Genomic DNA, 23,563 nt, shown 5'->3' on the forward strand with positions numbered 1-23,563 from the left:
CTTTCGTCCGTGACGTTACCGGCCGGTGCCGGCGTACACGGTGGCGGTCTCTTCGCCACCGAGCTGGAAGCGCTCGTGCAGTGCGGCGACGGCCGCGTCGAGATCGGTGTCCCGGATCAGCACGGAGATGCGGATCTCAGAGGTGGAGATCAGCTCGATGTTGATCCCGGCGTCCCGCAGTGCCTCGCAGAAGTCTGCGGTCACGCCCGGGTGCGACTTCATCCCCGCGCCGACCAGCGAAACCTTGCCCACCTGGTCGTCGAAGAGCAGCTGACCGAACTTCTGGTGGTCCTCGGTGCCCTGCAGTCCCTTGAGCAGTTCCACTGCACGCGGGGCGTCCTCGCGCGGGCAGGTGAAGGTGATGTCGGTGAGGTTGTCAGCGAGTGAGGAGACGTTCTGCAGCACCATGTCGATGTTGATCTCGGCGTCCGCCAGGGTGCGGAAGACCCGTGCCGCCTCGCCCGGCTTGTCCGGGATGCCGAGGACGGTGACCTTCGCCTCGGAACGGTCGTGGGCGACACCGGTCAGGACTGCTTCTTCCACGGGGATATCCTCCAATGAGCCGGACACGAGCGTGCCGGTTTCGTTGCTGAATGATGAACGGACACGGATCGGGACGTTGAACGCGCGGGCGTATTCCACGCACCTCAACATCAGGATCTTCGCACCGACCGCGGCCATCTCGAGCATCTCCTCGAAGGAGATGTTGTCCAGCCGCTTGGCGTTCGGGACGATACGTGGGTCGGCGGTGTACACCCCGTCGACGTCGGAGTAGATCTCGCACACGTCGGCGTGGAGCGCCGCGGCGAGGGCGACGGCGGTCGTGTCCGAACCGCCACGGCCGAGCGTGGTGATGTCCCGTGTCTCGCGGTTGACACCCTGGAAACCGGCGACAAGGCAGATCTTCCCCGCATCCAACGCCTCACGTACGCGCCCGGGGGTCACGTCGACGATGCGGGCGTTTCCGTGACGCTCGGTGGTGATCACACCGGCCTGCGAACCGGTGAACGACTGCGCCTCGGCGCCGAAGGAGTCGATGGCCATGGCGACCAGCGAGTTGGAGATCCGCTCACCGGCGGTGAGGAGCATGTCCATCTCACGGCCCGGGGGCACCGGATTGACCTGGTTGGCGAGATCGAGCAGTTCGTCGGTGGTGTCACCCATCGCGGAGCACACCACGACGACGTCGTGGCCCTGTTTCTTGGTTTCCACGATCCGCTGTGCGACGCGCCGGATACGTTCGGCGCTCTCCAACGACGATCCGCCGTACTTCTGGACGATCAGGGCCACAGTTCCCAGCTCCACCTTCCCGTGTTGACGGGATAACTCGATATTATTGCTCAGACCTTAGACAGAGTACCTGAGTGGACGGCCCGGCCGGTACCCGCGGTTATCCCCCGCGTACTGCACACATCCCAGGCACATCCCAGGCACATCCCAGGCGCATCCTGGGCACATCACTGCACATCATGCACCGATGACGACTGCGTGACTGCCCCAACCGACCGGTATGTCTGCCACCCCGCGCAATCCCGCCTGTGCGACCGCCTCGGAAAGGTCACGCGCAGTGGGCAGACTCCGTCCGGAGACGAGCATGCGGGTGAGATCCTCCTCGTAGTCGTGGTCCTCGTCACCGCTCACGGCAAGCAACCGGGTGATCACGAGGATCCGTCCCGTCCCACCGGTCGCCGCCGCTGCGGACGCCAACAGCCCGGGTAGGTCGTCGGGGACGCACAACGCGAAAGGATCCACCAGCAGCACGAGATCTGCCCCGACTCCTCCACCGGACCAGTCCCTGACCTCGACCCGACCGCGGCGCTGTTCGCCGACCTCGGCGAGCAGCCGCTCATGTGGGCAGCGTGGGTTCCCCTGCCCGTCGGGCATCACCAGGACGGTGACCTGCAGGTCACTGTTGCGGCGCAGCAGTTCGTCGGCGTAGACGGCGGCGGCGACACCTTCCGCCCCGCCGAGCACGGCGACACCGGCAGGAGCTCCCCCCGGCAGATCGTCCAGCCGGGTGGCCAGCGCCGGGGCGACCCACTGTGCCCGGGTGGCCTCGCTGTCCGCCAGCGACTCCCCCCACGACGGATCCTGACGACGCAGCCCGTCCCAGTCGCTCCCGGTGGCCCCCACCTGCACCGGCGCACCGCCGCGCAGTCCTTCCGCCAGGTGCAGCCAGGTCAGCGACTGCAGCGCGCCGGGGCCGGTGAGGCCGGCGACGAGCCCCTCCGGGTCAGCGAGTTCTGTGCCCAGGGTAGTCAGACTGACGAGGGGCTCCCCGCCAAAGGACTCCGCATGCAGCGTGAGCAGGCCGACTGACTCCAGGTACCGCAGGAACCTCACCAGACGGTCCTGCGGGACGCCCACCGCCTCGGCGACCGTCCCCACGGGTGCCCCGTCGGCGGACGCAGCATCAGCTGCCGTGTCGACTGCCTCGAACAGTCCGAGCTGCGCCGCGGCCTGCAGGGCGAATCCTGGAGCAGTCTCGCTGAGTTCGTGCAGCTGCATCAGCGGCGAAATACTGGAGGTCCCCGCGCCTGCGTCCGCCCCGGCGGCATCACCGGCATCCGCCTCAGCGGGGACGGCGTCATTCCGACGCCAGTAACCGGTGATCTGCACATGCTCGCGGGGGACCCCGAACTCCTTGACGAAGCGGCGCACAGCTTTCAGCCGCCCGGCCTCTCCCCCCGCCCAGACGAACGGCGTGCCCTGGGGCAGCGCATCTTCCTCATCCCTCAGCGCGGCAACCACCTCGGTGAAATCCCCACCTTCGGCACGCACGACCCAGCGCAGGTCGAGTGACGCCGCGCAGGCGACCTCGGTGAGGTCAGACTGGATGTCAGCACGCTCAGCCACCTCGACCACCGCCACCACCCGGTGCCCCGCGGGTGTCTCCTCCAGGCAGCGTCCGATGGCCGGCAAGGCGGTTTCGTCACCGATGAGAAGCAGCCAGTCCGTGTGCACCGGCAGTGACGCACAGTTTTTCGGCCCGGCGGCGAAGACCCGGTCTCCGACGGAGGCGGCCGCCGACCATCCCTCGGCGAGACCTGCACCGTGGCGGGCGAAGTCGACGACCAGTTCCCCGAAGTCACCGGCGTCCGGATCCCATTTCCGTACGGTGTACGTGCGGAAGAGCTCATTGACTTCTGCAGTCCAGTCCAGGCGCCCGTCACCGAGGGACACCGGGTAGGGGCGCTCTCCGGTGACCGGGTGGGGGAAGATCATCCGCATGTCGTCGTCGAAGCCGTCGGAGACGATCGCCGGCACCTCCTCTCCGTCGCGGGTATGGGCCCGCAGGCCCGCGCCTCCGAACACGACGCGCCGCATTCCGGGGGTGACGTCCTCGATACGCAGCACCTCCAGCTCGCGCATGGTGATGGGGTAGATGTCGGTGTCTCGGCTGATACGTGGCACGTCGGGGAGGTCCTCACTGTTGATGGCGGCGGGGGCGGGCGGAGAGTAACGACACCGAGGTTAGCATCACCTGAACTACCCCCTACCCCACACGGGCCGCGGTGGCTAATATGTTCCCCGCACAACCTGCGCGACGGTCGTTTCGCCGTCGTCCTGTTCATTTCAAGGGAGAGAACCCATGACCCACCTGCCTACCATGCGTCGCCGGATCGTCGGCGCGCTCCTCGCCTCCGGCGTCGCCGTCAGCCTCGCCGCCTGCTCCAGCGACGACGACAGTTCGTCCTCCGACGAGACCGGCTCCGCCACTGGATCAGCGTCCGAGTCTGCCTCGGAATCCCAGGGCGAGTGGCCGCGTACCGTCGACTCGATCGCGGTGGACAACGGCAGCCCCACGGACGAGACCGAGGAGGTCGAGATCCCGGCCCAGCCCGAGAAGATCGTCTCCACCTCGGTGACTCTCACCGGCAGCCTGCTCTCCATCGACGCCCCTGTCATCGCCTCCGGCGCCGCAACGCCGGGTCCGACCTCGGACGACAAGGGCTTCTTCAAGCAGTGGGCCGACGTCGCCGACGAGCGTGACGTGAAGGAGATCGGCCAGCTGGAGCCGGACTTCGAGAGGATCGCCGCCGAGGACCCCGACCTCATCATCGTGTCCGCGTTCGGACAGGACGCCGCTCCGGATCTTGCCGAACGGCTCCAGGAGCTTGCCCCGACGGTCGTCCTGGACTACTCCGACAAGGACTGGACCGAGGTCACCACCCAGCTCGGCGAGATCACCGGCCATGAGGCGGAGGCCGAGGACGCCATCCAGGAGTTCAAGGACCGCGCGTCCGAGGTCACCGAGAACATCGAGGAGCCGGAGCAGCCCGTCCAGTTCATCCTGCCCGCACAGGACGGCGGCGTGAACTTCATGACCGGTGAGTCCGCCCAGGGCCGCATCCTCGAAGAACTCGGATGGGACCTGGATGTCCCCGGAGACGATGTGATCCGCAAGGACGGTAATTTCGCCGGCCGTACCGATGTGGTGCAGGTGACCGATGAGAACCTGGACAAGGGCCTCACCGGCAAGACGATCTTCGCCACCAATGCGGACGCGGGAAGCCCGATCAAGGAGCTGTTGGAGGAGAAGCCCACCGCCCGCAACGCCTACGCTGTGGAGAACGACCGCATCTTCGAGTTCGGCGCCGAGACCTTCCGCATCGACTTCTACAGCGCGATGCTGATGCTCGACCAGATCGAGGAGTACTTCAAGAAGTAAGGCCGCTGACACGTCGCTGTGAATCGGCGACTAGTCTGAGGTGCTGATGATGCACAGCAACCTGCTCGCTGTCGTCTTCGCCCTCCTGTCAGCCCTCACCGTCGCCTGGGGAACCATCCTCCGGCACCAGGTCGCCGAACAGACGTCAGGCGATCGCGACAACGCCCACGGAACCCCGGTTCTCGCCGCCGTCGCCCGTCCGGAGTGGTGGGCGGGCGTCTTTTGCGCGATGTCTGCCTACGGGCTGCAGATCATCGCCCTCGGATTCGGGACGCTGCTGGTCGTCCAGCCGATCCTCGTCCTGTCCCTGATGTTCACCCTGCCGTTGGCCGCCCGGTTCGACGGACGTCGCGTCTCCCGGGCCGAAATGGCGTGGGCCGCCCTGCTCACCGTCGCTGTCGGCGTCGTCGTGGTATGGGGGCGCCCCTTACCGGGGAACGACTTCCCCACGTTGAGCACATGGATGGTGACCCTCGGAGTCGGCGTCGTCATCCTCGTCGGCCTGATGTGGCTGGCCACCCGACTCCGGTTACGCACCCGCGCACTGATTCTGGGGGCGGTGACCGGCGCAATCATGGGGTACCTCGCCGTCCTCTCGAAGTCGGTCGTCAACGTCTTCAACCAGGAGGGCGTCCCAGCCCTGTTGACCAGCTGGGAAACCTATGGCCTGGTCGCATGCGCCGTCATCGGCACCCTGGTCCAACAGGCCAGCTTCAACGCCGGCGCACTGAAGAACTCCCTGCCGGCGATGACGATCACCGAGCCGATCGTCGCGTTCGTCCTGGGATACCTCGTCCTCGGCGAGCGCTTCCAGGTGGAGGGGACGCAGTGGCTGATCATGGCCGGCGCGCTGGTCGTGATGATCGTGTCCACGGTCGTGCTGTCGCGACGCGGCGTGGAGTAGTTTCCCCAGAGAGGATATTCTCGTCGGCATGGACTTTGTCGACCCGTCGATCAGGACGGTCTACGAGACCCTCGACCTGATCGGGGTGGTGCTCTACGGGATGATCGGGGCGATCATCGCCCGCGCCCGCAACCTGGACTTCATCGGAATCGTCTTCCTCTCCATCATCACCGCTTTGGGCGGTGGGATGATCCGGGACGTCCTCATCGACAACGGACCTCCGGCAGCCATGCAGGACATGCGTTACTTCGGTATGGCACTGGTAGGCGCGGTGGTGTCGACGATGATCCACATGAACTCACGTGGGTGGGAGATCTTCCGTGTGCACGGCGACGCCGTCGTCCTCGGCGTCTGGGCCGCGACCGGTTCAACGAAAGCACTGGCCAACGGCCTGCCGTGGTCATCCGCCCTCTTCCTCGGCGTGCTGACCGTCGTCGGCGGCGGCATGATCCGCGACGTGATGACCGGTTCGGTTCCCGCCATCTTCGGCGGGGCGACGCTCTACGCCACACCGGCCGTCCTCACCGCCGCCGTCATGGTCGGGATCTACTCCCTCGACGCGTCCGGGGTGGCGGGCGACTTCCCGGTGCTCCTCGTCGGCCTGATCGTCGCACCCTTCCTCGGCTCCGGCCTGATGATCACCGCCTACTGGCGGGGGTGGGTACTCCCCGGCATGCAGGACCTGTCCTGGGCGACGCAGAAGAAACTGCGGCAGCCGATGACCCTGGCCCGCGACATGAGCAGGAGACGGTGGCGACTGCGGCGGCGTGCGGAACGTCAGGAGCAGGAAGAGCGCGATCGGACAGACGAGACGGCAAGAGAAGATGAGGACACTCCCGGTCGCTAGAAGTGGCGTCCCTCGTGGGCCTCCTCGTGGCCCGTACAGCCGCCTTCACGGGAAGCCCGGCCCCGTTCAGATCGCGTACTCGAAGCCGATGAGCATCTCGCCGGACACCCAGAAGCCGAGCACACACCACAAGACCGCACCGGCACCGAGTGCCACGCCCGCCGTGGCGGTGGTCCTCGGCCGCGTGGCAGTCCTCCACGTCCGCACCAGCTCGACAAGCAGGGGAAGTGTGAGCAGCAGCACCGGCACCAGCAGGAGCCGCGGACGGGAGTGCATGATCCCGTCCGACCCCAGGACGATGCCGGCCAGGATGACCGCGGGCAGCCACACCTGCCACGGAATACGTCCGGTCCACAGCATCCAGACCGACACCGCGCACAGCAGGGACACCAGGACCATCGACCAGCTGGAGATCGTGTATCCGGTCAGTTCGCCAGGGAAGTTGCCCGTCACCCACCGCAGCGTCGCCGCCCCCAGGTCGACCCCGGAATGCCAGCCCCGTTCCTGGGCGGCGAAGTACCCGCCGATATCCGCGACCTTGCTGTCGGCCCACGCCAGATAGGCCACGATCCCGAGGGACCCGACCACCGGCGCAGCCACTGCGGCCACAGGAAATGCCCCGGCAGACTGCTCCGGAGGTGGGCGACGGAGCCGCCACCACCGCCACAGTTCCACGACGGCAGCCACGCACAGGGTGAGGATCAGTGCCGTGGCGGTCAGGCGGGTCGCACCGGCGACCATTGTCAGGACACCAGCCAGGAGGAAACGCCGTCGCAGCAGGAAGTACAGCGCCCAGACCGTCACGGCGGTGAACAGGCTCTCCGAGTAGGGCATCCAGTAGACGATCCCCATCGGCGCTCCGACCGCCAGTACCGTCACCACCGCGGACAGCACGGCCACCGTCCTGCGGTCGACGGGACCACCACCGTCCGTCCCCCTGCGACGCCACAACTCCACGGCCAGCATGGACACCCCCCAGGCCAGGGCCACCGTCGCGACGGTGGAGACCATGAGTGCCGCAATGTAGGTGGCGTCCGCCACGTCCAACACGGCCATCGGCGCCGCGATGATCCGGACCAGCACAGGATAGCCGGGGAAGAAGGCCACGGACTCCCACTGCACCGGGTCAGCCTGGTCGGGGGACATCACGAAACCGGAGTAGCCGTACTCCGAGATCATGGTCATCCAGTGCGCGTCCCACTGCATCAGGACCTCGCGGAGGCTGTGCCCCTCGCGCCCTCCCCAGACAGCCATCACGATGAACTGCACGGCCCCGGTCACCACCGTCACGACGGTAGCCACCACCGCCGTGGTCAACGGGAGGTGCACCCGTGTCGCACGGGGTGTGCGGGGACGTGCGGGCAGTGAAGTATTCACGGTCGACCAGCGTACCGCCTCACCCCGGGCGTAACCCCGGTCACACTTCTCCATTCACACCCTGACGGTCACCGTGTTACAGTGGTCGCCATGAATAACTCGCGCGCGCAGCTCCTCCTTCTCTGCCGCGGCGGGGTCAGGTTCTGAAAAACCGACCGGCTCCCCGTCGCGGAGTTGAGTCGTGCCGGTCGGTGATGACCATTTTTCCTCCCACCGATCACAAGGAGCACAACCATGACCCCCTCCGATTCCTTCATTGCAGCACCTGCCCGCATCTCCACCCCGGCCGGTGAGATCCCCGAGGGACAGAAGAGCTGGAACAAACAGCGCCCCTCCCAGATGCCGGTACACCGTTACCAGCCGCACTTCACCGAGGTCGAGCGTTTCCAGCTGCCGGACCGCACCTGGCCGGACAAGGTCATCGACACCGCACCGCAGTGGTGCGCCGTCGACCTGCGTGACGGCAACCAGGCCCTGATCGACCCGATGAGCCCGGAGCGTAAGCGCCGCATGTTCGACCTGCTGGTCCGCATGGGGTACAAGGAGATCGAGGTCGGCTTCCCGTCCGCCTCCCAGACCGACTTCGACTTCGTCCGCGAGATCATCGAGAACGACATGATCCCCGAGGACGTCACCATCCAGGTTCTGGTCCAGGCCCGTGAACACCTGATCCGTCGGACATTCGAGGCCTGCGAGGGCGCGAAGAACGTGATCGTGCACTTCTACAACTCCACCTCGATCCTGCAGCGTCGCGTCGTGTTCCGTAAGGACAAGGCCGCCATCAAGAAGTTGGCGACCGATGCCGCGGAGCTGATCAAGGAGGTCGCCCAGGACTACCCCGACACCACCTGGCGTTGGCAGTACTCTCCGGAGTCCTACACCGGCACCGAGGTGGAGTACGCCAAGGAGGTCTGTGACGCGGTCATCGACATCATGGACCCCACGCCGGAGAACCCGATCATCATCAACCTGCCGTCCACGGTGGAGATGATCACCCCCAACGTCTACGCCGACGGTATCGAGTGGATGAGCCGGAACATCTCCCGTCGTGACTCGGTGATCCTGTCCCTGCACCCGCACAACGACCGTGGCACCGGCGTCGCCACCGCGGAACTGGGCTACATGGCCGGAGCAGACCGCATCGAGGGATGCCTGTTCGGCAACGGTGAGCGCACCGGCAACGTCGACCTGGTGACGCTGGGCCTGAACATGTTCACCCAGGGGGTCGACCCGCAGATCGACTTCTCCGACATCGACGAGATCCGTCGCACGGTGGAGTACTGCAACCAGCTGGTCGTCCCCGAGCGCCAGCCCTACGGCGGTGACCTGGTCTTCACCGCATTCTCCGGCTCACACCAGGACGCCATCAACAAGGGCATCGACGCCCTGGCCGACATCGTCGCCCCCGGGAGCCACGCCAACGAGATCTCGGAGGAGGAGTTCCGCAAGATCCAGTGGGAGGTGCCCTACCTGCCGATCGACCCGAAGGACATCGGTCGCAGCTATGAGGCCGTCATCCGTGTGAACTCGCAGTCCGGCAAGGGCGGCGTGGCGTACATCATGAAGACCGACCACGGCATCGACATGCCCCGTCCGATGCAGGTCGAGTTCTCCGGCGTCGTCCAGGCCGTCACCGAGGCAGAGGGCGGCGAGGTGAACTCCAAGGCGATGTGGGACATCTTCACCGGCGAGTACCTGGAACGCACCGCCCCGCTGGAGCAGATCTCCGTCACAGTCGACGGACCGCAGTCCGAAGGCTCCGAGACCAAGGTCACCGCCGAGGTCGAGTGGGAGGGTTCCGCCCGCACGATCCAGGGCCGCGGCAACGGCCCGATCGCCGCCTACTGCAATGCCCTGGAGACGTTGGGCGTCGATGTGGAGGTGCAGGAGTACTTCCAGCACGCCCGCACGGCCGGTGACGATGCCGAGGCAGCCGCCTACGTCCTCGCCGAGATCGACGGACAGCAGGTGTGGGGTGTCGGCATCGCCGGCTCGATCACCTACGCGTCCCTGAAGGCGATCACCTCCGGCGTGAACCGTGCCCACGCCAAGGAGCCGGTCGTGCAGGGCGTCCCTGGCGGAGTCTAAGCCCCTGTGACGACAGCTGGCCGGACCTCGGCCACTGTGCGGGAGTGACCGTCGGACCCCTGGCCCCGACAACCGGATCACGGTGTGGTGCACCTCCGACAGCCCCGAAGTTCGGGAGCCTTAGCACCCACGGCGTGGCGGAACGTATGATGTCCTCCATGACTTCCCCCGGTTCCGGCCCCGACGCCGCTGACGGCGCCCCGCGAAGCGGGCAGGGCCGTTCCCGCCGACGCCGTCGTCAGGTTCACCGCCGCTCCGCACCACCGTCAGCCCAGATCGTCGAGCAGGCCGAGCAGGCCGACAGTACCGGCGCTGTCGGTGCCACCGCCGGTACCGGTGTCGACACCGACAGCGCCCTGCCCCCGAAGACCTCCCGTCGCCACCTGCCGAAGACGTTCCACGGCACACTGCCGAGCGTGGAAGAGGCCCCCTTCGTCGAGATCACCGTCGCGACCTCGGGGATTCACCCCAGTACCTCGCGGCTCGTCGCCTTCTCCGCGACCCTGCACACCGCCGACGGCGAACGTGCCGTCTTCAACGGGAACCGTCCTGCGTCCGCACAGGCCGGCTCCACCGTGGGAGCGGACGCCCCCGCCGGAGAAGATCAGACGACCGAGGAGACGATTCCGGTCACCGGCATCGTGCAGCAGATCAACCCCGGTGAGGATCCCGGCCCGTGGCATCTGCACGGGTACACGGAGGCCGATCTCGGCCAGGCCCCCGGATTCGCCACCGTGGCACCGTTGTTGTTCGACCTCATCGACGGACGGACCCTGATCTGCCATAATTCCACGTTGACCTGGGGCTTCATCCAGTTCGAGTACCGTCGGGCACAGCGCGCCGCCAACCGTGGCGCCCAGCGGAACAACCCGCGGGGACGGCGACGTAACCAGCGCCGACCCAAAAAAGTCGCAGTGCCCACGCCGGCGCGCATCGTCGACACCCTGGCGTCGTCGAGACGTGCCGGTGTGCCGGTGGCGGACCCCCGGTTGCGGAGCATCGCGGCCCACTACGCCGAGGCCCACGGCCTTGTCCTTCCGTCCGACGCCCTACCGTGGCTGGGTCAGGTCGCGAGTCTGGAACGCGCCGACACCCTCGCCGACGACCTGCTGCTCGCCGACAACCGTATCCTCTTTCCGCTCTACCGCACCCAGCGGGACCTGGCTGCGGACACGGCCGACAACGCCCCTGGTGGCATGTCGGTCGCTGACCCCTCCGATCTCACCGCCGACCGCTTCGGCCTGCAGCGCAGTACAGTGCGGGTGGACGCGACGACGTCGCCACGCCCCTTCGGTAATCCCGGCACGCCTGACGGACCGAAGCTGGTACAGGGCATGGAGTTCGTCGTCAGCCCGGATGTCGGGGTCGATCCCGATGTCCTGATCAGCTCCGCGACCCGCGCGGGCCTGGTCTACAGCGAGAAACTCAACCGGACCTCCAGCCTGGTGGTCTGCAACCGCAGTCATGAACTGCGCGGCAAGGCGATGCACGGGGAGCGCAAGAACATCCCGCTGTTCACGGACGACGAGTTCCTTGCGGCCCTGGAGGACGTCTCCGACGGCTCGACGGAGATCACCGTGCCGGACGCCCGGCCTGCGACCCCCAGGATTCCGGCCCCTCAGCGCGGCAAGAACCGCAGCCAGGGAAGAAGCCAGGGACGCGGTCAGAGCCGCAGCCGTAGCCAGTCCCGCGGTGGTCGCGGCCGTGGCGGCCAGGGCGGCCACAATGACCAGGGTGGAAGAAATGACACCCCGACAGAGACCCCTTCCACCGGTAAGACCGGTGGCGGTACGGGAGCGGGACGCTCCTCGTCCAACCGGCGGCGGCGCCGTCGGGGATCAGGACGCTCCGGCGGAAACCAGAACCGGCAGAAACAGAACCAGTCCCACAATCAGAATCAGAAACAAGGGTGATCGAAGCAATGGGTGTGTTGACCTCACTTGCTGTCCGTGCCGCGGACCTCGCGACCTGGGCGTCGAAGAAGACGGGCCGTGGTTCCGGCGGCATGATCGGCGGGCTCATCGCCGACATGATTGACCCCAAGCTCATGGAGCAGCTCGGTGACGGTCGCCCCTGCACCATCGTCACCGGGACGAACGGCAAGTCCACGACCACCCGCATGCTCGCCGAAGCGGTCCGCACGCTGGGCACGGTCGCCACCAACGACGGCGGCGACAACATGGACGCCGGGGTCATCTCCGCTCTGCTGGCAGGTCGTGGCCGCGACCGTATCGTCCTGGAGGTCGACGAACTCCACGTTCCCGCCATCGCCGAGAAGCTCGACTGCGATGTGCTGGTCCTGCTCAACCTGTCCCGCGACCAGCTCGACCGCGTCGGCGAGATCAACAAGATCGAGCGAGTTCTGCGGGAGTGCGTGGAGAAGCGCCCCGGCATGACCGTCATCGCCAACTGTGACGACGTCCAGGTCACCTCGGTGGCGTGGGACTGCCCGAACGTCGTGTGGGTCTCCGCCGGTGTCGGTTTCACCGGTGACTCCACGTCCTGCCCCCGCACCGGCGGTGCGGTGGTCCGCACCGAGAAAGCCGACGGCTCGCCGGACTGGTTCGCGGTGAAGCATCTGCCGGACGGCCGGGAGTTCCGTCGCCCGACCCCCACCTGGACCGTCACCGCAGAGGGACTGACCACCCCGGACGGGGAGCTGATGCCGATGTCGCTGAAGCTGCCGGGCAACGCCAACCGGGGCAATGCCGCCCAGGCCATCGCCGCCGCCGTGGCACTGGGAGTGGACGAGACGACAGCGCTCGCCGCCGCCGAACGTGTCGACGATGTCGCCGGGCGGTACTCCACCGTCAACCTCGAGGGGCGCGAGATCCACCTGCTCCTCGCGAAGAATCCTGCGGGGTGGCAGGAGGCCCTGTCCATGGTCGACCGTTCGGCGGACGGTCTGGTCATCGCGGTCAACGGCCAGGTCGCCGACGGGCAGGACCTGTCCTGGCTGTGGGACGTGAAGTTCGAGAACTTCGAGGACATCAAGGTCGTCGCCGCCGGTGAACGGTCGGCCGACCTGGCGGTCCGGTTGGGCTACGCCGGTGTGGAACACCAGACCGTCGCCGACACCGTCGCCGCGGTGCGTGCCTGCCCACCCGGTCGTGTGGAGGTGCTGGCCAATTACACCGCCTTCCGTGACCTGCGCAAGGACCTGCAGAAGGAGATCTCCCAGTGAATGCCGCCCGTGAAGCGACCCTGAATATCGGCCTCGTCCTGCCTGACGTCCTGGGCACCTACGGCGACGACGGTAATGCGCTGGTCCTGCGTCAGCGTGCCCGGATGCGCGGTATCAGCGCCGAGATCCACCCCATCACTCTCGGGGACGGTGTTCCGGAGACCCTGGACATCTACACCGTCGGTGGTGGCGAGGACGTGGCCCAGATCCTCGCCGCAGACCATCTGATCGCCGACGGGGCGATGGCGCGCGCGGTCCAGGCCGGCCGGCCGGTCCTCGCGATCTGTGCCGGTCTGCAGGTCTTCGGCACCTCCTTCCGCGCCTCGGACCGGATGGTCGACGGCCTGGGCCTCCTCGACGTCACCACGTCCTCCCTGCAGAACCGCATGATCGGCGAAGTGCGGTCCAACCCGGACCTGAAGGGCTTCGGGCTGACCGCCGGTTCACTCGGCTCGGCAGGGGTGTTGACCGAGCCGCTGACCGGCTTCGCGAACCACCAGGGGGCGACACTGCTGGGACCGGACGCCTCCCCGCTGGGGTACGTCACCGAAGGGGTGGGCAACACGGACGCCCACGGCGCCCTGTCCGGTGGACTGGGCCACGACCGCGCAGGCAAGGAAGTGTACTTCGAGGGTGCGGTGCAGGGCTCGATCGTGGCGACGTACATGCACGGCCCGATACTCGCCCGGAACCCCCAGCTGGCTGATCTGCTGCTCGCCTCCGCGATGGACACCACGCTCGCCGAGCTGCCCCCGTTGACCGGTGCTTTCGCCACCCAGCTCGACGAGGAGGTCGCCCGGCTGAGGTCGGAGCGGTTGAAGGCCTGATCCCGCTTCTGCTCAGACGAACGCGCCCCGCTCGTCGCCGTCCAGCACATCCTCGCTGCGGGGCGGCTCCGGCGCAGTCCCCGCACCGAACGGTGAACCACCCAGCGACTCTCGACCGTGCGGGGTGTAGAAGTTCGCGGGGTCAGGACCGCACGCGATGATCCCCGAGGGGTTCACCTGTGTGATGACCGTGTAGTAGTGCTCCTTGATCTGCGGGAAGTTCACCGTGTCACCGAAACCGGGGGTCTGGAAGAGATCGCGGAGATAGCCCCACAGGTTCGGCTTCTGCGCAATCGTGTAGCGGTTGCACTTGAAGAGTCCGTGGTACACCATGTCGAACCGGATCAGCGTGGCGAACAGGTTCACGTCCGCCAGGGTGATCTGATCGCCGACGAGATAGCGCTGTCGACCAAGCCGCTCCTCCAGTTCGTCGAGCATGGTGAACAGCTCATCGACGGCACGGTCGTAAGTCTCCTGACTGTCCGCCAGTCCGCACCGGTAGACGCCGACGTTGACGGAGCTGAACATCCGCTCGGACAGCTCGTCGATCTCAACCCGCAGGTGCTCCGGGTAGAGGTCGGGTGCGCCGGGGCGATGGAACTTCGTCCATTCGGTGGCGAAGTCAGCCACCAGAGTCGGAAAATCATTCGTGATCACCGCGGCTGAGTCAATGTCGACCAACGCGGGGACGGTGACGCCGCCGGTGTAACCGGGATGCCGGTGAAGGTAGCAGTCGCGCAGGCGCCCGACACCCAGCACTGGGTCGACGGAGTCGTCATAGAGGTCGAAAGTCCAGGACTTCCAGTCATGCGTGGGGCCGCACATCCCGAGCGAGACCGCGTCCTCGAGGCCGAGGAGCCGTCGGACGATGATCGCACGGTGGGCGAACGGGCACGCCCGGGCCCCGACGAGACGGTAGGTGTCTGACGCGACCGGCCGGAACCGGGGCTGCCCCTGCCCGCCGGGGTGGGTGGACGGGTCGGCTACCACCCTGTCGTCGAAGCCGTCCACATCGAGCTGGAAACCGGTGTCCTCTGTGCCTTCTGTGTCCTCTGCTGTCGTGCTCACGGGTTACTCCTTTCCACGAGTGCCTGGTAGACGTCGTCGGCGATGTCGAGCACCTGCGCCGGCGGTCGTCGCCGTCCGGGCAGGGTCATCCCGTAATTCTCCTCGAGACGGTGTAGTTGTGCACCCAGTCGCTCCGTGTAACCCCCTGTCGCAGACTCAGGATGGACGGCGAGCAGGAACATCCCGACCGAGGGGCTGTCACGCCCGGCATCGAACCCTGAGGCATCGGTGGACCACCGGGCGCCGGCGAACGCGGCGAGGGCCTCGACCATCAGCCCGATATTCGTCATCTTCTGCCCACCCGCCGGACGGAGAGAGCCCGTGAGCGCGTCGGCGGCATCGGTCGTCGGACGTCCCTCCTGGTCGACGGCCCACGCCGACGGAATCTCCCGTCCTTCCTCGGCGTGGCGTCGGACGGTGACATACGCAGCTGCGCTGATCCCCTGGTCTATCACCAGTGGGGACGGCTCCGCCGGCGCTGCGAACGACATCGGGTTCGTCCCGAGGACTGCGGTGGCGGCACCGTCCGGGGCGACGAGGGCCGGAGAGTTTGCGACCGCAAGGGACATGAGCCCGTGGTCTGCCAGCACCGTCGTGTAATAGGCGAGTTCACCACAGGTGAACGAGTTGTGCAGACGCAGCACCGCAACGCCCTGCTCACCTGCAGCTTCGAGCAGTGTGGGTAGTGCGGTGTCGAATGCCCCCTGCGCTGTACCTTCGACGGCATCGACGCTGACGACCGCTCCAGACCGGGAGACCGAGGGAACTGCCACACCGTTGAGAGCTCCCCGTCGGAGAGCTGTGAGGTAGTCCAGGAGGTGCAGGACGCCCACCTCCGCACGTCCGCGGGTCTCGGCGGCGACGGTGGCCCGGGCGAGACTACCTGCGGTCAGTTCATTCGCGCCGGCGCGTCGGAGAACGTCCCGGCACAGTGTTTCGAGCGTGTCCGGAGAGATCTCCACGGGTGCGACCGCCTTTCGTCGGTGATTTGTGATCACGAAACTATCTCCCTACGACGTCCGATGCAAGGCCAGGTCGCCCGGGGACGGCCCCCTCCGCCGCCCTCGGTATAGTGAACCGCATGGCACTCAGTCGACTGCAGACCACCGACCGCGTAGGCGACCTCGCCTACGAGGCGATCCATGCTGCAATCGTCAACGGCAACTACGAAGCAGGACGACGGCTGCAGATCCGGGACCTCGCTGAAGAACTCGGCATCAGCGTGATGCCGGTGCGCGAGGCCATCAAACGACTCGAGGAAGTCGGCCTCGTCGAGACACGCCCCCGTCGCGGTGCCGTCGTCAAGGCGTTCTCCCCCGAAGAACTGCTGGACATCTACGAGGTCCGCCGGGTTCTCGAGGTCCGCGCCACCGAGACAGGCATCACAGCACTGGAACCGGAGGACCTCCAGACCCTCGAAACCCTGTACGACAGGATGCACAGTGCCCTGGAGCGCGGCGACGTGATCGGTTACCTCTCCCTCGACGAGGAACTACTGGGGACGATTTACGGAGCGTCCGGCAACAGGGTGCTGGACGAGACGATCCGGAGCCTGTGGGCCCGGTGCCGTCACTTCAAGATCGTCGGCGCGCGGGATGAACTGGAGTCCGGTTCCACCACGGAGCTGCTCACACACCAGCGCCATCTCATCGAAGCAGCACAGACCGGGGATGTGTCGGCGGCGGTGGCGATCACCGACGCCTCGCTGAACTCTGCCATCGAGCGCATCCGCGACGCCCTGAGCTGACCCGGCACGCACAGTTGAGCCGTAGTGCAAAACTTCCCTTGTGTGATCACAAATCACACAGTAATGTGGTTTCTACAACAGTAATACAGCGGCTGTTGACTGGGACACCTACGGGGCCCCGCGCTCATCCACTCCAATCCCGGCGAATCCGGCGGTCGGTCCCGACCTCCCGCCACGCCCCACTTCGCGAAGGAGTCCACCGTGAAGGACGCAATCATCATCGGAGGAGGCCTGTCCGGTCTCTCCGCCGCCTGGCGGCTACGCCACTGGGACACCCTCATCCTCGAGTCCGGGCACCGCACCGGCGGGCGCATCCGGTCGGAGAAACGCGGCCCCTACTTCCTCAACTGGGGTGGGCACGTCTTCAGCGGGGCGGGCACATCCACCGACGATCTCTTCCACGAGACCGGCACCGCGGTCATGGACGTCCCCGGCACGCTGGCCGGTGTCCACATGAACGGGAAGTTGCTGATCAACGGGCCTGCCCAGACGTACCCCCTCCGCGTCCCCGTGCCTTTCAGCGACCGGGTGCAGATGCTGACCCACGGTGCGAAGGTCAGCCTGGACGTCCTGCGCTACGCGAAGGCCGTGCGTCGCCGTCCCGGGGAGAGCGGCGAGACCCGTCAGCAGCGGATCTACGACTTCGAGAACGACCGCACCTTCGCCGAGTACCTCGGTGACATCCCGGAGAACGTCGACGCCCTGTTCCGCCCCACCGTCACCCGCTCCGCCGGGGACCCGGACCAGATCTCCGCCGGCGCCGGGATCGGCTATTTCAGCCTGGTGTGGAACATCGGTCAGGGGCTGAGCAAGAGCATCGTCGGCGGCCCGTCGACATTGACCGAAACCATCGCCGCCTCACAACGGGACCGTATCCGGACCGGAGCGGAGGTACAGGAGCTCACCCAGCACGCTGACCACGTCACCGTGCGCTACATCAAGGACGGCCAGGAGCACGAGGTCTCGGCCCGCACCGCCGTGATGGCCACCCCGGCGCCGATCTCCCGGCGCATCGGCGTGGACCTCCGCCCTGCACTCCGGGACGCACTCGACAAGGTGCAGTACGGCTCCTACGTCAGCGCCGCGTTCCTGACCGGGGAGACCACGCCACAGGTATGGGACGGTGCCTACGGTATCGCCACGCCGAAGCGTTCCTTCAACATCGTGTTGAACATGGGCAACCTGGTCAACGGGACCGGCGGCGCGCGGCGCCCGGGCGGCAGCATCATGGTCTTCTCCCCCGCCAGCCTCGCCGACAACCTGATCGACAAGACCGACGACGAGATCGCGGCGATCTACCACCGCGACCTCAACGAGGTACTGCCCGGCTTCTCGGACATTGTCGAGGAGACCCACGTGCAGCGGTGGAAGCTCGGCGCACCCTACTGCTTCCCGGGCCGCGCCAAGATCCAGGAAGAGCTCATGAAACCCGAGGAGCGAGTCTTCCTCGCCGGCGACTACCTCGGTTCGCTCTACACCGAAACCGCCATCACCTCGGCGTTCACCGCGGCCCAGCGCGCAGCGAGCCTGCTCGCCACCGAATCCCAGCAGGGCGTGGCCGTCGCCGGCTGACGCATACCGACGTTCAACCACCATCACCAGCAAGGAGAAACCCATGACTTCAACCTCCCCCACTGAGCTCCGCGGCATCCTGACCGCGCTCGCCACCCCCTTCGACGCTGACGAGAAGATCGACACCGCCGTCCTCAAGCAGCTCGTCGACCGCTCCGTCGACCACGGTGTCGACGGCGTTGTCGTCGGCGGGTCCACCGCCGAGGTCGCCGCACTCAGCGCCGACGAACGTCTCCAGCTCGTGGAGGACGTCATCGAGTACACCGCAGGACGCGTTCCCGTGGTCGCCCAGACCGGTGCCACCTCCACCGCCGAGGCCATCCGCCACTCACGCGCCGCCCAGTCCGCCGGCGCCGACGTCCTCATGCTGGTCACCCCCTACTACGAGCCGCTGAGCCTGGACGAGACCCTCACCTACATCCGCGAGGTGTCCTCCTCCGTCGACATCCCGGTGATGCTCTACAACATCCCCGACGCCACCGGCGTGAACCTCGACGCCGACACCGCCGGCAGCCTCGCCGGGGAGATCGACAACATCCGCTACATCAAGGACTCCGGCGCCGACTGGGAACAGGCACTGCGCCTGATCCACCACCACAGCGACAAGCTCGGGACATTCATCGGCTGGGACCCCTACCTCTACAGTGCCCTGGCCGAAGGTGCCGCCGGAGCCGTCGCCGGAGCAGCCAACGTCGTCCCCTCCGAACTGGTCTCCGTCAGCCGGCTGATCGCCGGGGACAAGCTCGTCGAGGCCCGTACGGAATGGAACCGGGTCTACCCCGCCATCGACGCGATGATCTCCGAGAACTTCATCGCCGCCGTCAAGGCCGGTCTGCGGCACAACGGCATCTCCGCCGGTGTGCCCCGCCGCCCTGTCGCTGACGTCCCCGCAGACGCCACCGACCGCATCACCGCCGCGCTGGACGCACTGCAGCGCTGACCACCTGTCCCTCCCTTTTACGAAAGGACCACCACAGTGAGTAACCACACCTTCACCGTCCGACGTCCCGACGCGGGTGCCACCCTGATCACCGAGGGTGACCTGCCCCCACTGCACCACTACATCAACGGCGCATTCACCGACAGTGCCGGCGAGTACACCCTGGTCAACCCCGCCGACGGCGGTACGATCGCCGACGTCCCCCGTGGCAGCGCCGACGACGTCGACACCGCCGTCGCAGCCGCCGTCACAGCCTTCGACACCTGGCGTGACACCACTCCGAAGGACCGCGCCGACCTGCTGCTGGCCATCGCCGACCGTGTCGAGGCCAATGCCGACGTCCTCGCCCGTCTCGAGGCAGCCGACGCCGGTAAGCCGCGCATGGTCGCCGACGACGACGTCTCCGGCACCGCGGACATCTTCCGCTTCTCCGCCGGTGCGGCCCGCGCCTTCACCGAACAGGGCGCCGGAGACTACGTCGCCGACCACACCTCGATGATCCTCCGCGAACCCCTCGGCGTGATCGGGGCGATCGTGCCGTGGAACTACCCGCTGCTCATGGCGGCGTGGAAGATCGCCCCGATTCTGGCCGCCGGCAACACCCTGGTGCTCAAGCCCTCGGAGCAGACCCCGCTGAGCATGCTGAAGTTCATGGAGATCATCGGCGACCTGCTCCCCGCCGGCGTGATGAACGTGGTCACCGGGCGCGGTTCCGTGGTGGGCGCCCGACTGTCCGAACACCCGGACATCGCCATGGTCGCACTGACCGGCAGTGTGAACAGTGGAAAGACCGTCGCCGAGTCTGCCAGCGACTCGCTGAAGCGGGTCCACCTGGAGCTCGGCGGCAAGGCTCCCGTGGTCATCTTCGAGGATGCCGACCTGCAGCAGGCGGCTGAGGCGCTGCGCGAGGCCGGGTACTGGAACTCCGGGCAGGAATGCGGGGCAGGCACCCGTGTCCTGGTCCACGAGTCGGTCGCGGAGAGGTTCACCGAACTGCTCGTCGAGCAGGTCTCCAGCCTGGTGGTGGGCGATCCCGCCGCCGGTGAGGACGTGGAGATCGGACCGCTGGTCTCCGAGGACCACCTCACCCGCGTGACGTCCTTCATCGACCGCGCACTCGCCGACGGTGCTTCTGCAGCCATCGGCGGCGGCGCACTGGACGGCGAGGGATACTACGTCGCGCCCACCGTCCTGACCGGTGTCCAGCCCGGAACCGAGGCAGCCTCCGAGGAGATCTTCGGCCCGGTGGTCACCGTCGAGACCTTCACCACCGAGAAGGAGGCCATCGACCGCGCCAACGAGGTCCCCTACGGGCTCGCCGCATCGGTGTTCACCACGGATGCCGCGCGCTCCCTGTCGGTGCCCCGCCGCATCGACGCCGGCACCGTCTGGGTCAACTGCCACCTCGTGCTGGCCAACGATGTCCCGTGGGGCGGATTCAAGGGCTCCGGTTACGGCCGGGACCTGTCGCTGTACGCGCTGCAGGACTACTCCCGCACCAAGCACGTGCAGATCAACCACGAACGTCGCTAGGCGCCCGTCGCCGGGACGTCCGCGTCATCTGAGCCGCGCTATTCCCGGCCGGAGCTGACCCAGGTCGGGTCATCGGCATGGATACTCCGGGTGCCGGTGACCAGCCCCGCGACCTTGTCGAGCGACGCGACATGGGAGTCAGTGAGGGTGAGTTCGGTTCCTCCGAGGTTCTCGATCATGCGTGACGCCTTCCGTGAGCCGGGGATCGGAACCGTGTTCACGCCGTAGCGGGCACCCTTGGCGAGCAGCCAGGCCAGGCAGACCTGCGAATTGGTCGCCCCCAGTTCCTCGGCGACGTCTGCCACGAGCGCGAGGGCGCGTTCATTGTCGTCCCACCCGCTCGCCATGCGCTCCATGTCACCACGTACATCCGAACTGACGGCTTCCTTGAAGAGTGTGCCGGTGAGGAAGCCGCGCCCCAGCGGACTGTAGGGCACGACGCCGATGCCCAGCTCCGCACACGTTGGTACGACCGTATCCTCAATATCGCGCGACCAAACGCTCCACTCGGACTGCAGTGCGGCGATCGGGTGCGTGGCGTGGGCCCGGCGCAGCTCGTCGGCGGTGAGCTCCGACACTCCGAGCTGCCGCACCTTACCCTGCTCCACCAGGGACGCCATCGCCCCGACGGTCTCTTCCAGAGGAACCTCCGGGTCCGGGCGGTGCAGGTAGTAGAGGTCGATTGTCTCGACGCCGAGACGGCGCAGCGATGCTTCGCAGGCGGACTGCACGTACTCCGGCCTGCCGTTGAGCCCCTGAGACTCGATCTTCCCGGTGTCCGGGTTGACCGCCTCACCGGCGATCCCGAACTTCGTCGAGATCTGCACCTCGTCGCGACGTTTCGCGAGCAACGGGGCAAGCATCTCCTCGTTCGTTCCGGCGGGTCCGATGTGGTCCCTGCTCGGCGGTTCTCCGTAGACGTCTGCGGTGTCGAGCAGCGTGATACCGGCGTCGACGGCCTCATTGAGGGATGCGCGGGCATCGTCGTCGGTCAGCCCGCCGCCGTAGATGTCGGTGAGCGCCATACAGCCGTAACCTATCGACGAGACATCCAAGGTTCCGAGTCGAGTGGTGGTGTTCACAGGATCGTCCTCCCTGTCATTATCGGTGGTGGTGTTTCATCATGTCCTTCCGTTACTTATCCTACGTGATACTTGATCACATAATGCTCAGGTGCTCAGCACGGTGACCGGTAGGACGCGGTGTTGTCCAGCACCCGCGAATAGCCGCCACCTGCCGCTTCCGCTGAGCACAGGGAGCTGACGTCACTGCCGTAGTCGACGACGACGGCGTAGACCTCGGCCCCGTCCACGGAGGAACGCAGAGATGCACAGGTGCCCGGCGCGACGACAACCGATCCCGGATTCGCGGCTAACGCGGTATCCACCTCACTGTCGAATGTGGGACTGTTGCCCATCACGGACTCGACGACCAGGACGCCGCGACCGTCGCAGAGGAGGGCCTCTCCGGACCGGTCACGGGGAGAGGCACCCGATGAGTCAGGGCGGGCCCCGGTTCCCTGATCCTGGTCCGCCCTATCAGCCCGCTCCGGTTCGGCGGTGACCGTCACGGTCTCGACCGCCTCTTCAGGAGCGTCGGCGTCGGGCGACTCCGCGGTCTCTGACGTCGTTACCGGCACGGACGTGAACCCGGGCCCTGCCGCGGCGGTACCGTTGTTTCCCTCGTCCCCGCTGCCACGCAGGAAGAACCACCCGCCGACGGCTGCCGCCGCGACGACCACCACGACAACGACAACACCGACAACAGCGGCGATGACGGGTCCTCTTCTCTGCGGTACCCGGTGCGGGCTCTCCGGGACTGTTCCCCAGGTGTTGCTCATGACATTCCTTCCGGCGTAACTGCCTGCATTCTCCTTCATCATTACAGCGGTGGTCCACCGCATTCCCAGTCGGGCGGCCCCCGGAACCGTCTCACCATCTCCCCCGGAGCTCGTCCGCCGGGTTGCGCGGCTCGGCGGATACGCGAGAACATGACGCCTTCATCGACCTCATCGAGCTGTTCATCACCTGCCAGCTACTGCACCCGTGACATCCCCACCAGGATCACCGCAGGACACATCCTGTTCCGGGCCCCCGACGGCGTTTGGCGCGGTGACGAGTTCAGGGGACTCCGGGCCCCGACAATGCGCGGCTGCCTCGGACGACCGTCAGCGACGATGCACCGACCAAGACAGACCTGCAGGTCGCCGGACTACTCACCGTCCGGGCCCTGCGGCTGGGCGCCGCGGGAAAGAACCCGGGCATCCGCCTCCGACAGCGGGGACGCCGGCTGTTCTGACGCCGGCGAACCGACGCGTGCCGGGATGCGTCCGCCGGAACGGAATCTGCCGCGGAGACCGGGGCATCGCCGGTGCTCGCGTGCGGAGTGTTCTCTTCTACCGCTCCTGACCATTGGCACAGTCTGCGTGGGTCGCATGGGACAGCCGTTCAGTCGCGGTGGAGGTTCCCTGGCAAACCGGTACCGATTCGCGTTGCCGACACTGCGACCGCGGTCAGTACAGACGGCGTTCCTGCTGGTCCCGGGAACCGGCAGGCGGGGTTATCCGGACTCCGCTGGACCAACGAAGGAGCCCGCGATGTCGACATCACCGACTACCACCAGCAACCTCCCCCACCCCGGCGACTGGCTGGTCTCCGAGATGCCGGAACCGATGGGCATCACGCCGTACCGCCTCGCCAAGGACATCCATGTCTCAGAGTCACAGATCTCACGCCTCGCAGAGGCCCGGGTAACGGTGGACACGTCAGGCATCGTCCCGCACTCGGCCTAGCCAGCGACGCCGG

Annotated in this window: 20 protein-coding genes; 12 read left to right on the top strand and 8 right to left on the bottom strand. The window is 66.9% G+C overall.

Features of this window, described 5'->3' with window-relative positions; genetic code table 11:
* Positions 1 to 15 precede the first annotated feature (15 nt).
* On the bottom strand, positions 16 to 1,290 hold the full coding sequence (locus FS507_RS03290) for an aspartate kinase (protein ID WP_038545932.1): 1,275 nt from the start codon (positions 1,288 to 1,290) through the stop codon (positions 16 to 18).
* A 177-nt stretch (positions 1,291 to 1,467) separates the two neighbouring features.
* Entirely contained in the window at positions 1,468 to 3,414 is a 1,947-nt protein-coding gene (locus FS507_RS03295; protein ID WP_145941384.1) for a siderophore-interacting protein, read from the bottom strand.
* 178 nt (positions 3,415 to 3,592) lie between these two features.
* On the opposite strand from FS507_RS03295, the gene fepB reads away from it, so the two are divergent.
* The 3 genes from fepB to FS507_RS03310 are packed head-to-tail and all read left to right on the top strand — an operon-like array spanning position 3,593 to position 6,423.
* Positions 3,593 to 4,672 (top strand): Fe2+-enterobactin ABC transporter substrate-binding protein, encoded by a 1,080-nt coding sequence (gene fepB / locus FS507_RS03300; protein WP_145941385.1) that lies wholly within the window; start codon positions 3,593 to 3,595, stop codon positions 4,670 to 4,672.
* A gap of 46 nt (positions 4,673 to 4,718) precedes the next feature.
* Positions 4,719 to 5,576 (top strand): DMT family transporter, encoded by an 858-nt coding sequence (locus FS507_RS03305; RefSeq protein ID WP_145941386.1) that lies wholly within the window; start codon positions 4,719 to 4,721, stop codon positions 5,574 to 5,576.
* Positions 5,577 to 5,604: 28 nt separating this feature from the next.
* The gene (locus FS507_RS03310) at positions 5,605 to 6,423 is read left to right on the top strand and encodes a trimeric intracellular cation channel family protein (RefSeq protein WP_145941387.1); all 819 of its coding nucleotides are present in this window, start codon (positions 5,605 to 5,607) and stop codon (positions 6,421 to 6,423) included.
* 66 nt (positions 6,424 to 6,489) lie between these two features.
* Here FS507_RS03310 and FS507_RS03315 read toward each other — a convergent pair whose 3' ends face one another.
* Positions 6,490 to 7,800 carry a hypothetical protein gene (locus FS507_RS03315; RefSeq protein WP_260853136.1) on the bottom strand — a complete coding sequence of 437 codons (1,311 nt, stop codon included), beginning with the start codon at positions 7,798 to 7,800 and terminating at the stop codon, positions 6,490 to 6,492.
* 234 nt (positions 7,801 to 8,034) lie between these two features.
* Here FS507_RS03315 and leuA point away from each other — a divergent pair, with 234 nt between their 5' ends.
* The 4 genes from leuA (at position 8,035) to FS507_RS03335 (ending at position 13,899) form a co-directional block, all read left to right on the top strand.
* Positions 8,035 to 9,888 carry a 2-isopropylmalate synthase gene (gene leuA, locus FS507_RS03320; protein ID WP_145941388.1) on the top strand — a complete coding sequence of 618 codons (1,854 nt, stop codon included), beginning with the start codon at positions 8,035 to 8,037 and terminating at the stop codon, positions 9,886 to 9,888.
* Between the two features lie 158 nt (positions 9,889 to 10,046).
* Positions 10,047 to 11,801, top strand: a complete 1,755-nt coding sequence (locus FS507_RS03325; RefSeq protein WP_145941389.1) for a DNA polymerase III subunit epsilon — start codon at positions 10,047 to 10,049, stop codon at positions 11,799 to 11,801.
* Positions 11,802 to 11,809: 8 nt separating this feature from the next.
* Positions 11,810 to 13,072 carry a MurT ligase domain-containing protein gene (locus FS507_RS03330; RefSeq protein WP_145941452.1) on the top strand — a complete coding sequence of 421 codons (1,263 nt, stop codon included), beginning with the start codon at positions 11,810 to 11,812 and terminating at the stop codon, positions 13,070 to 13,072.
* A complete protein-coding gene (locus FS507_RS03335; RefSeq protein WP_260853137.1) occupies positions 13,069 to 13,899 on the top strand; it encodes a type 1 glutamine amidotransferase in 831 nt (276 codons plus the stop codon). Before FS507_RS03330 ends, FS507_RS03335 begins: the two co-directional genes overlap by 4 nt.
* 12 nt (positions 13,900 to 13,911) lie before the next feature.
* Here the strand turns inward: FS507_RS03335 and FS507_RS03340 are convergent, their stop codons facing one another.
* Both FS507_RS03340 and FS507_RS03345 read right to left on the bottom strand, forming a co-directional pair.
* Complete coding sequence (locus tag FS507_RS03340; RefSeq protein ID WP_186314535.1) at positions 13,912 to 14,967, bottom strand: glutathione S-transferase C-terminal domain-containing protein; 1,056 nt, start codon at positions 14,965 to 14,967, stop codon at positions 13,912 to 13,914.
* Positions 14,964 to 15,965: an Ldh family oxidoreductase gene (locus FS507_RS03345; RefSeq protein WP_145941390.1), complete on the bottom strand. Its 1,002-nt coding sequence runs from the start codon at positions 15,963 to 15,965 to the stop codon at positions 14,964 to 14,966. Before FS507_RS03345 ends, FS507_RS03340 begins: the two co-directional genes overlap by 4 nt.
* Positions 15,966 to 16,048: 83 nt before the next feature.
* On the opposite strand from FS507_RS03345, the gene FS507_RS03350 reads away from it, so the two are divergent.
* The 4 genes from FS507_RS03350 (at position 16,049) to FS507_RS03365 (ending at position 20,759) form a co-directional block, all read left to right on the top strand.
* Positions 16,049 to 16,714 (top strand): GntR family transcriptional regulator, encoded by a 666-nt coding sequence (locus FS507_RS03350; RefSeq protein WP_145941391.1) that lies wholly within the window; start codon positions 16,049 to 16,051, stop codon positions 16,712 to 16,714.
* A gap of 201 nt (positions 16,715 to 16,915) precedes the next feature.
* A complete protein-coding gene (locus FS507_RS03355) occupies positions 16,916 to 18,286 on the top strand; it encodes a protoporphyrinogen/coproporphyrinogen oxidase (protein ID WP_145941392.1) in 1,371 nt (456 codons plus the stop codon).
* Between the two features lie 43 nt (positions 18,287 to 18,329).
* Positions 18,330 to 19,226 carry a dihydrodipicolinate synthase family protein gene (locus FS507_RS03360; RefSeq protein WP_145941393.1) on the top strand — a complete coding sequence of 299 codons (897 nt, stop codon included), beginning with the start codon at positions 18,330 to 18,332 and terminating at the stop codon, positions 19,224 to 19,226.
* 36 nt (positions 19,227 to 19,262) lie between these two features.
* Entirely contained in the window at positions 19,263 to 20,759 is a 1,497-nt protein-coding gene (locus FS507_RS03365; RefSeq protein ID WP_222121383.1) for an aldehyde dehydrogenase family protein, read from the top strand.
* Between the two features lie 38 nt (positions 20,760 to 20,797).
* Here FS507_RS03365 and FS507_RS03370 read toward each other — a convergent pair whose 3' ends face one another.
* The 3 genes from FS507_RS03370 to FS507_RS03380 form a co-directional block, all read right to left on the bottom strand.
* Positions 20,798 to 21,841: an aldo/keto reductase gene (locus FS507_RS03370; RefSeq protein ID WP_260853138.1), complete on the bottom strand. Its 1,044-nt coding sequence runs from the start codon at positions 21,839 to 21,841 to the stop codon at positions 20,798 to 20,800.
* 95 nt (positions 21,842 to 21,936) lie between these two features.
* Positions 21,937 to 22,599 (bottom strand): hypothetical protein, encoded by a 663-nt coding sequence (locus FS507_RS03375; RefSeq protein ID WP_145941394.1) that lies wholly within the window; start codon positions 22,597 to 22,599, stop codon positions 21,937 to 21,939.
* A gap of 371 nt (positions 22,600 to 22,970) precedes the next feature.
* A complete protein-coding gene (locus FS507_RS03380; RefSeq protein WP_145941395.1) occupies positions 22,971 to 23,171 on the bottom strand; it encodes a hypothetical protein in 201 nt (66 codons plus the stop codon).
* Positions 23,172 to 23,355: 184 nt separating this feature from the next.
* On the opposite strand from FS507_RS03380, the gene FS507_RS03385 reads away from it, so the two are divergent.
* Positions 23,356 to 23,550 carry a helix-turn-helix transcriptional regulator gene (locus FS507_RS03385; RefSeq protein WP_145941396.1) on the top strand — a complete coding sequence of 65 codons (195 nt, stop codon included), beginning with the start codon at positions 23,356 to 23,358 and terminating at the stop codon, positions 23,548 to 23,550.
* The last annotated feature ends 13 nt before the right edge of the window (positions 23,551 to 23,563 follow it).

This window comes from Corynebacterium glyciniphilum AJ 3170 (assembly GCF_007673095.1).
Lineage (GTDB): Bacteria > Actinomycetota > Actinomycetes > Mycobacteriales > Mycobacteriaceae > Corynebacterium.

Coding starts and splice junctions, on each gene's coding strand:
- FS507_RS03360 (WP_145941393.1), top strand. CDS start 18,330: ATGACTTCAACCTCCCCCACTGAGCTCCGCGGCATCCTGACCGCGCTC.
- leuA (WP_145941388.1), top strand. CDS start 8,035: ATGACCCCCTCCGATTCCTTCATTGCAGCACCTGCCCGCATCTCCACC.
- FS507_RS03375 (WP_145941394.1), bottom strand. CDS start 22,599: ATGAGCAACACCTGGGGAACAGTCCCGGAGAGCCCGCACCGGGTACCG.
- FS507_RS03350 (WP_145941391.1), top strand. CDS start 16,049: ATGGCACTCAGTCGACTGCAGACCACCGACCGCGTAGGCGACCTCGCC.
- fepB (WP_145941385.1), top strand. CDS start 3,593: ATGACCCACCTGCCTACCATGCGTCGCCGGATCGTCGGCGCGCTCCTC.
- FS507_RS03325 (WP_145941389.1), top strand. CDS start 10,047: ATGACTTCCCCCGGTTCCGGCCCCGACGCCGCTGACGGCGCCCCGCGA.
- FS507_RS03310 (WP_145941387.1), top strand. CDS start 5,605: ATGGACTTTGTCGACCCGTCGATCAGGACGGTCTACGAGACCCTCGAC.
- FS507_RS03385 (WP_145941396.1), top strand. CDS start 23,356: ATGTCGACATCACCGACTACCACCAGCAACCTCCCCCACCCCGGCGAC.
- FS507_RS03380 (WP_145941395.1), bottom strand. CDS start 23,171: ATGGTCAGGAGCGGTAGAAGAGAACACTCCGCACGCGAGCACCGGCGA.
- FS507_RS03330 (WP_145941452.1), top strand. CDS start 11,810: ATGGGTGTGTTGACCTCACTTGCTGTCCGTGCCGCGGACCTCGCGACC.
- FS507_RS03305 (WP_145941386.1), top strand. CDS start 4,719: ATGATGCACAGCAACCTGCTCGCTGTCGTCTTCGCCCTCCTGTCAGCC.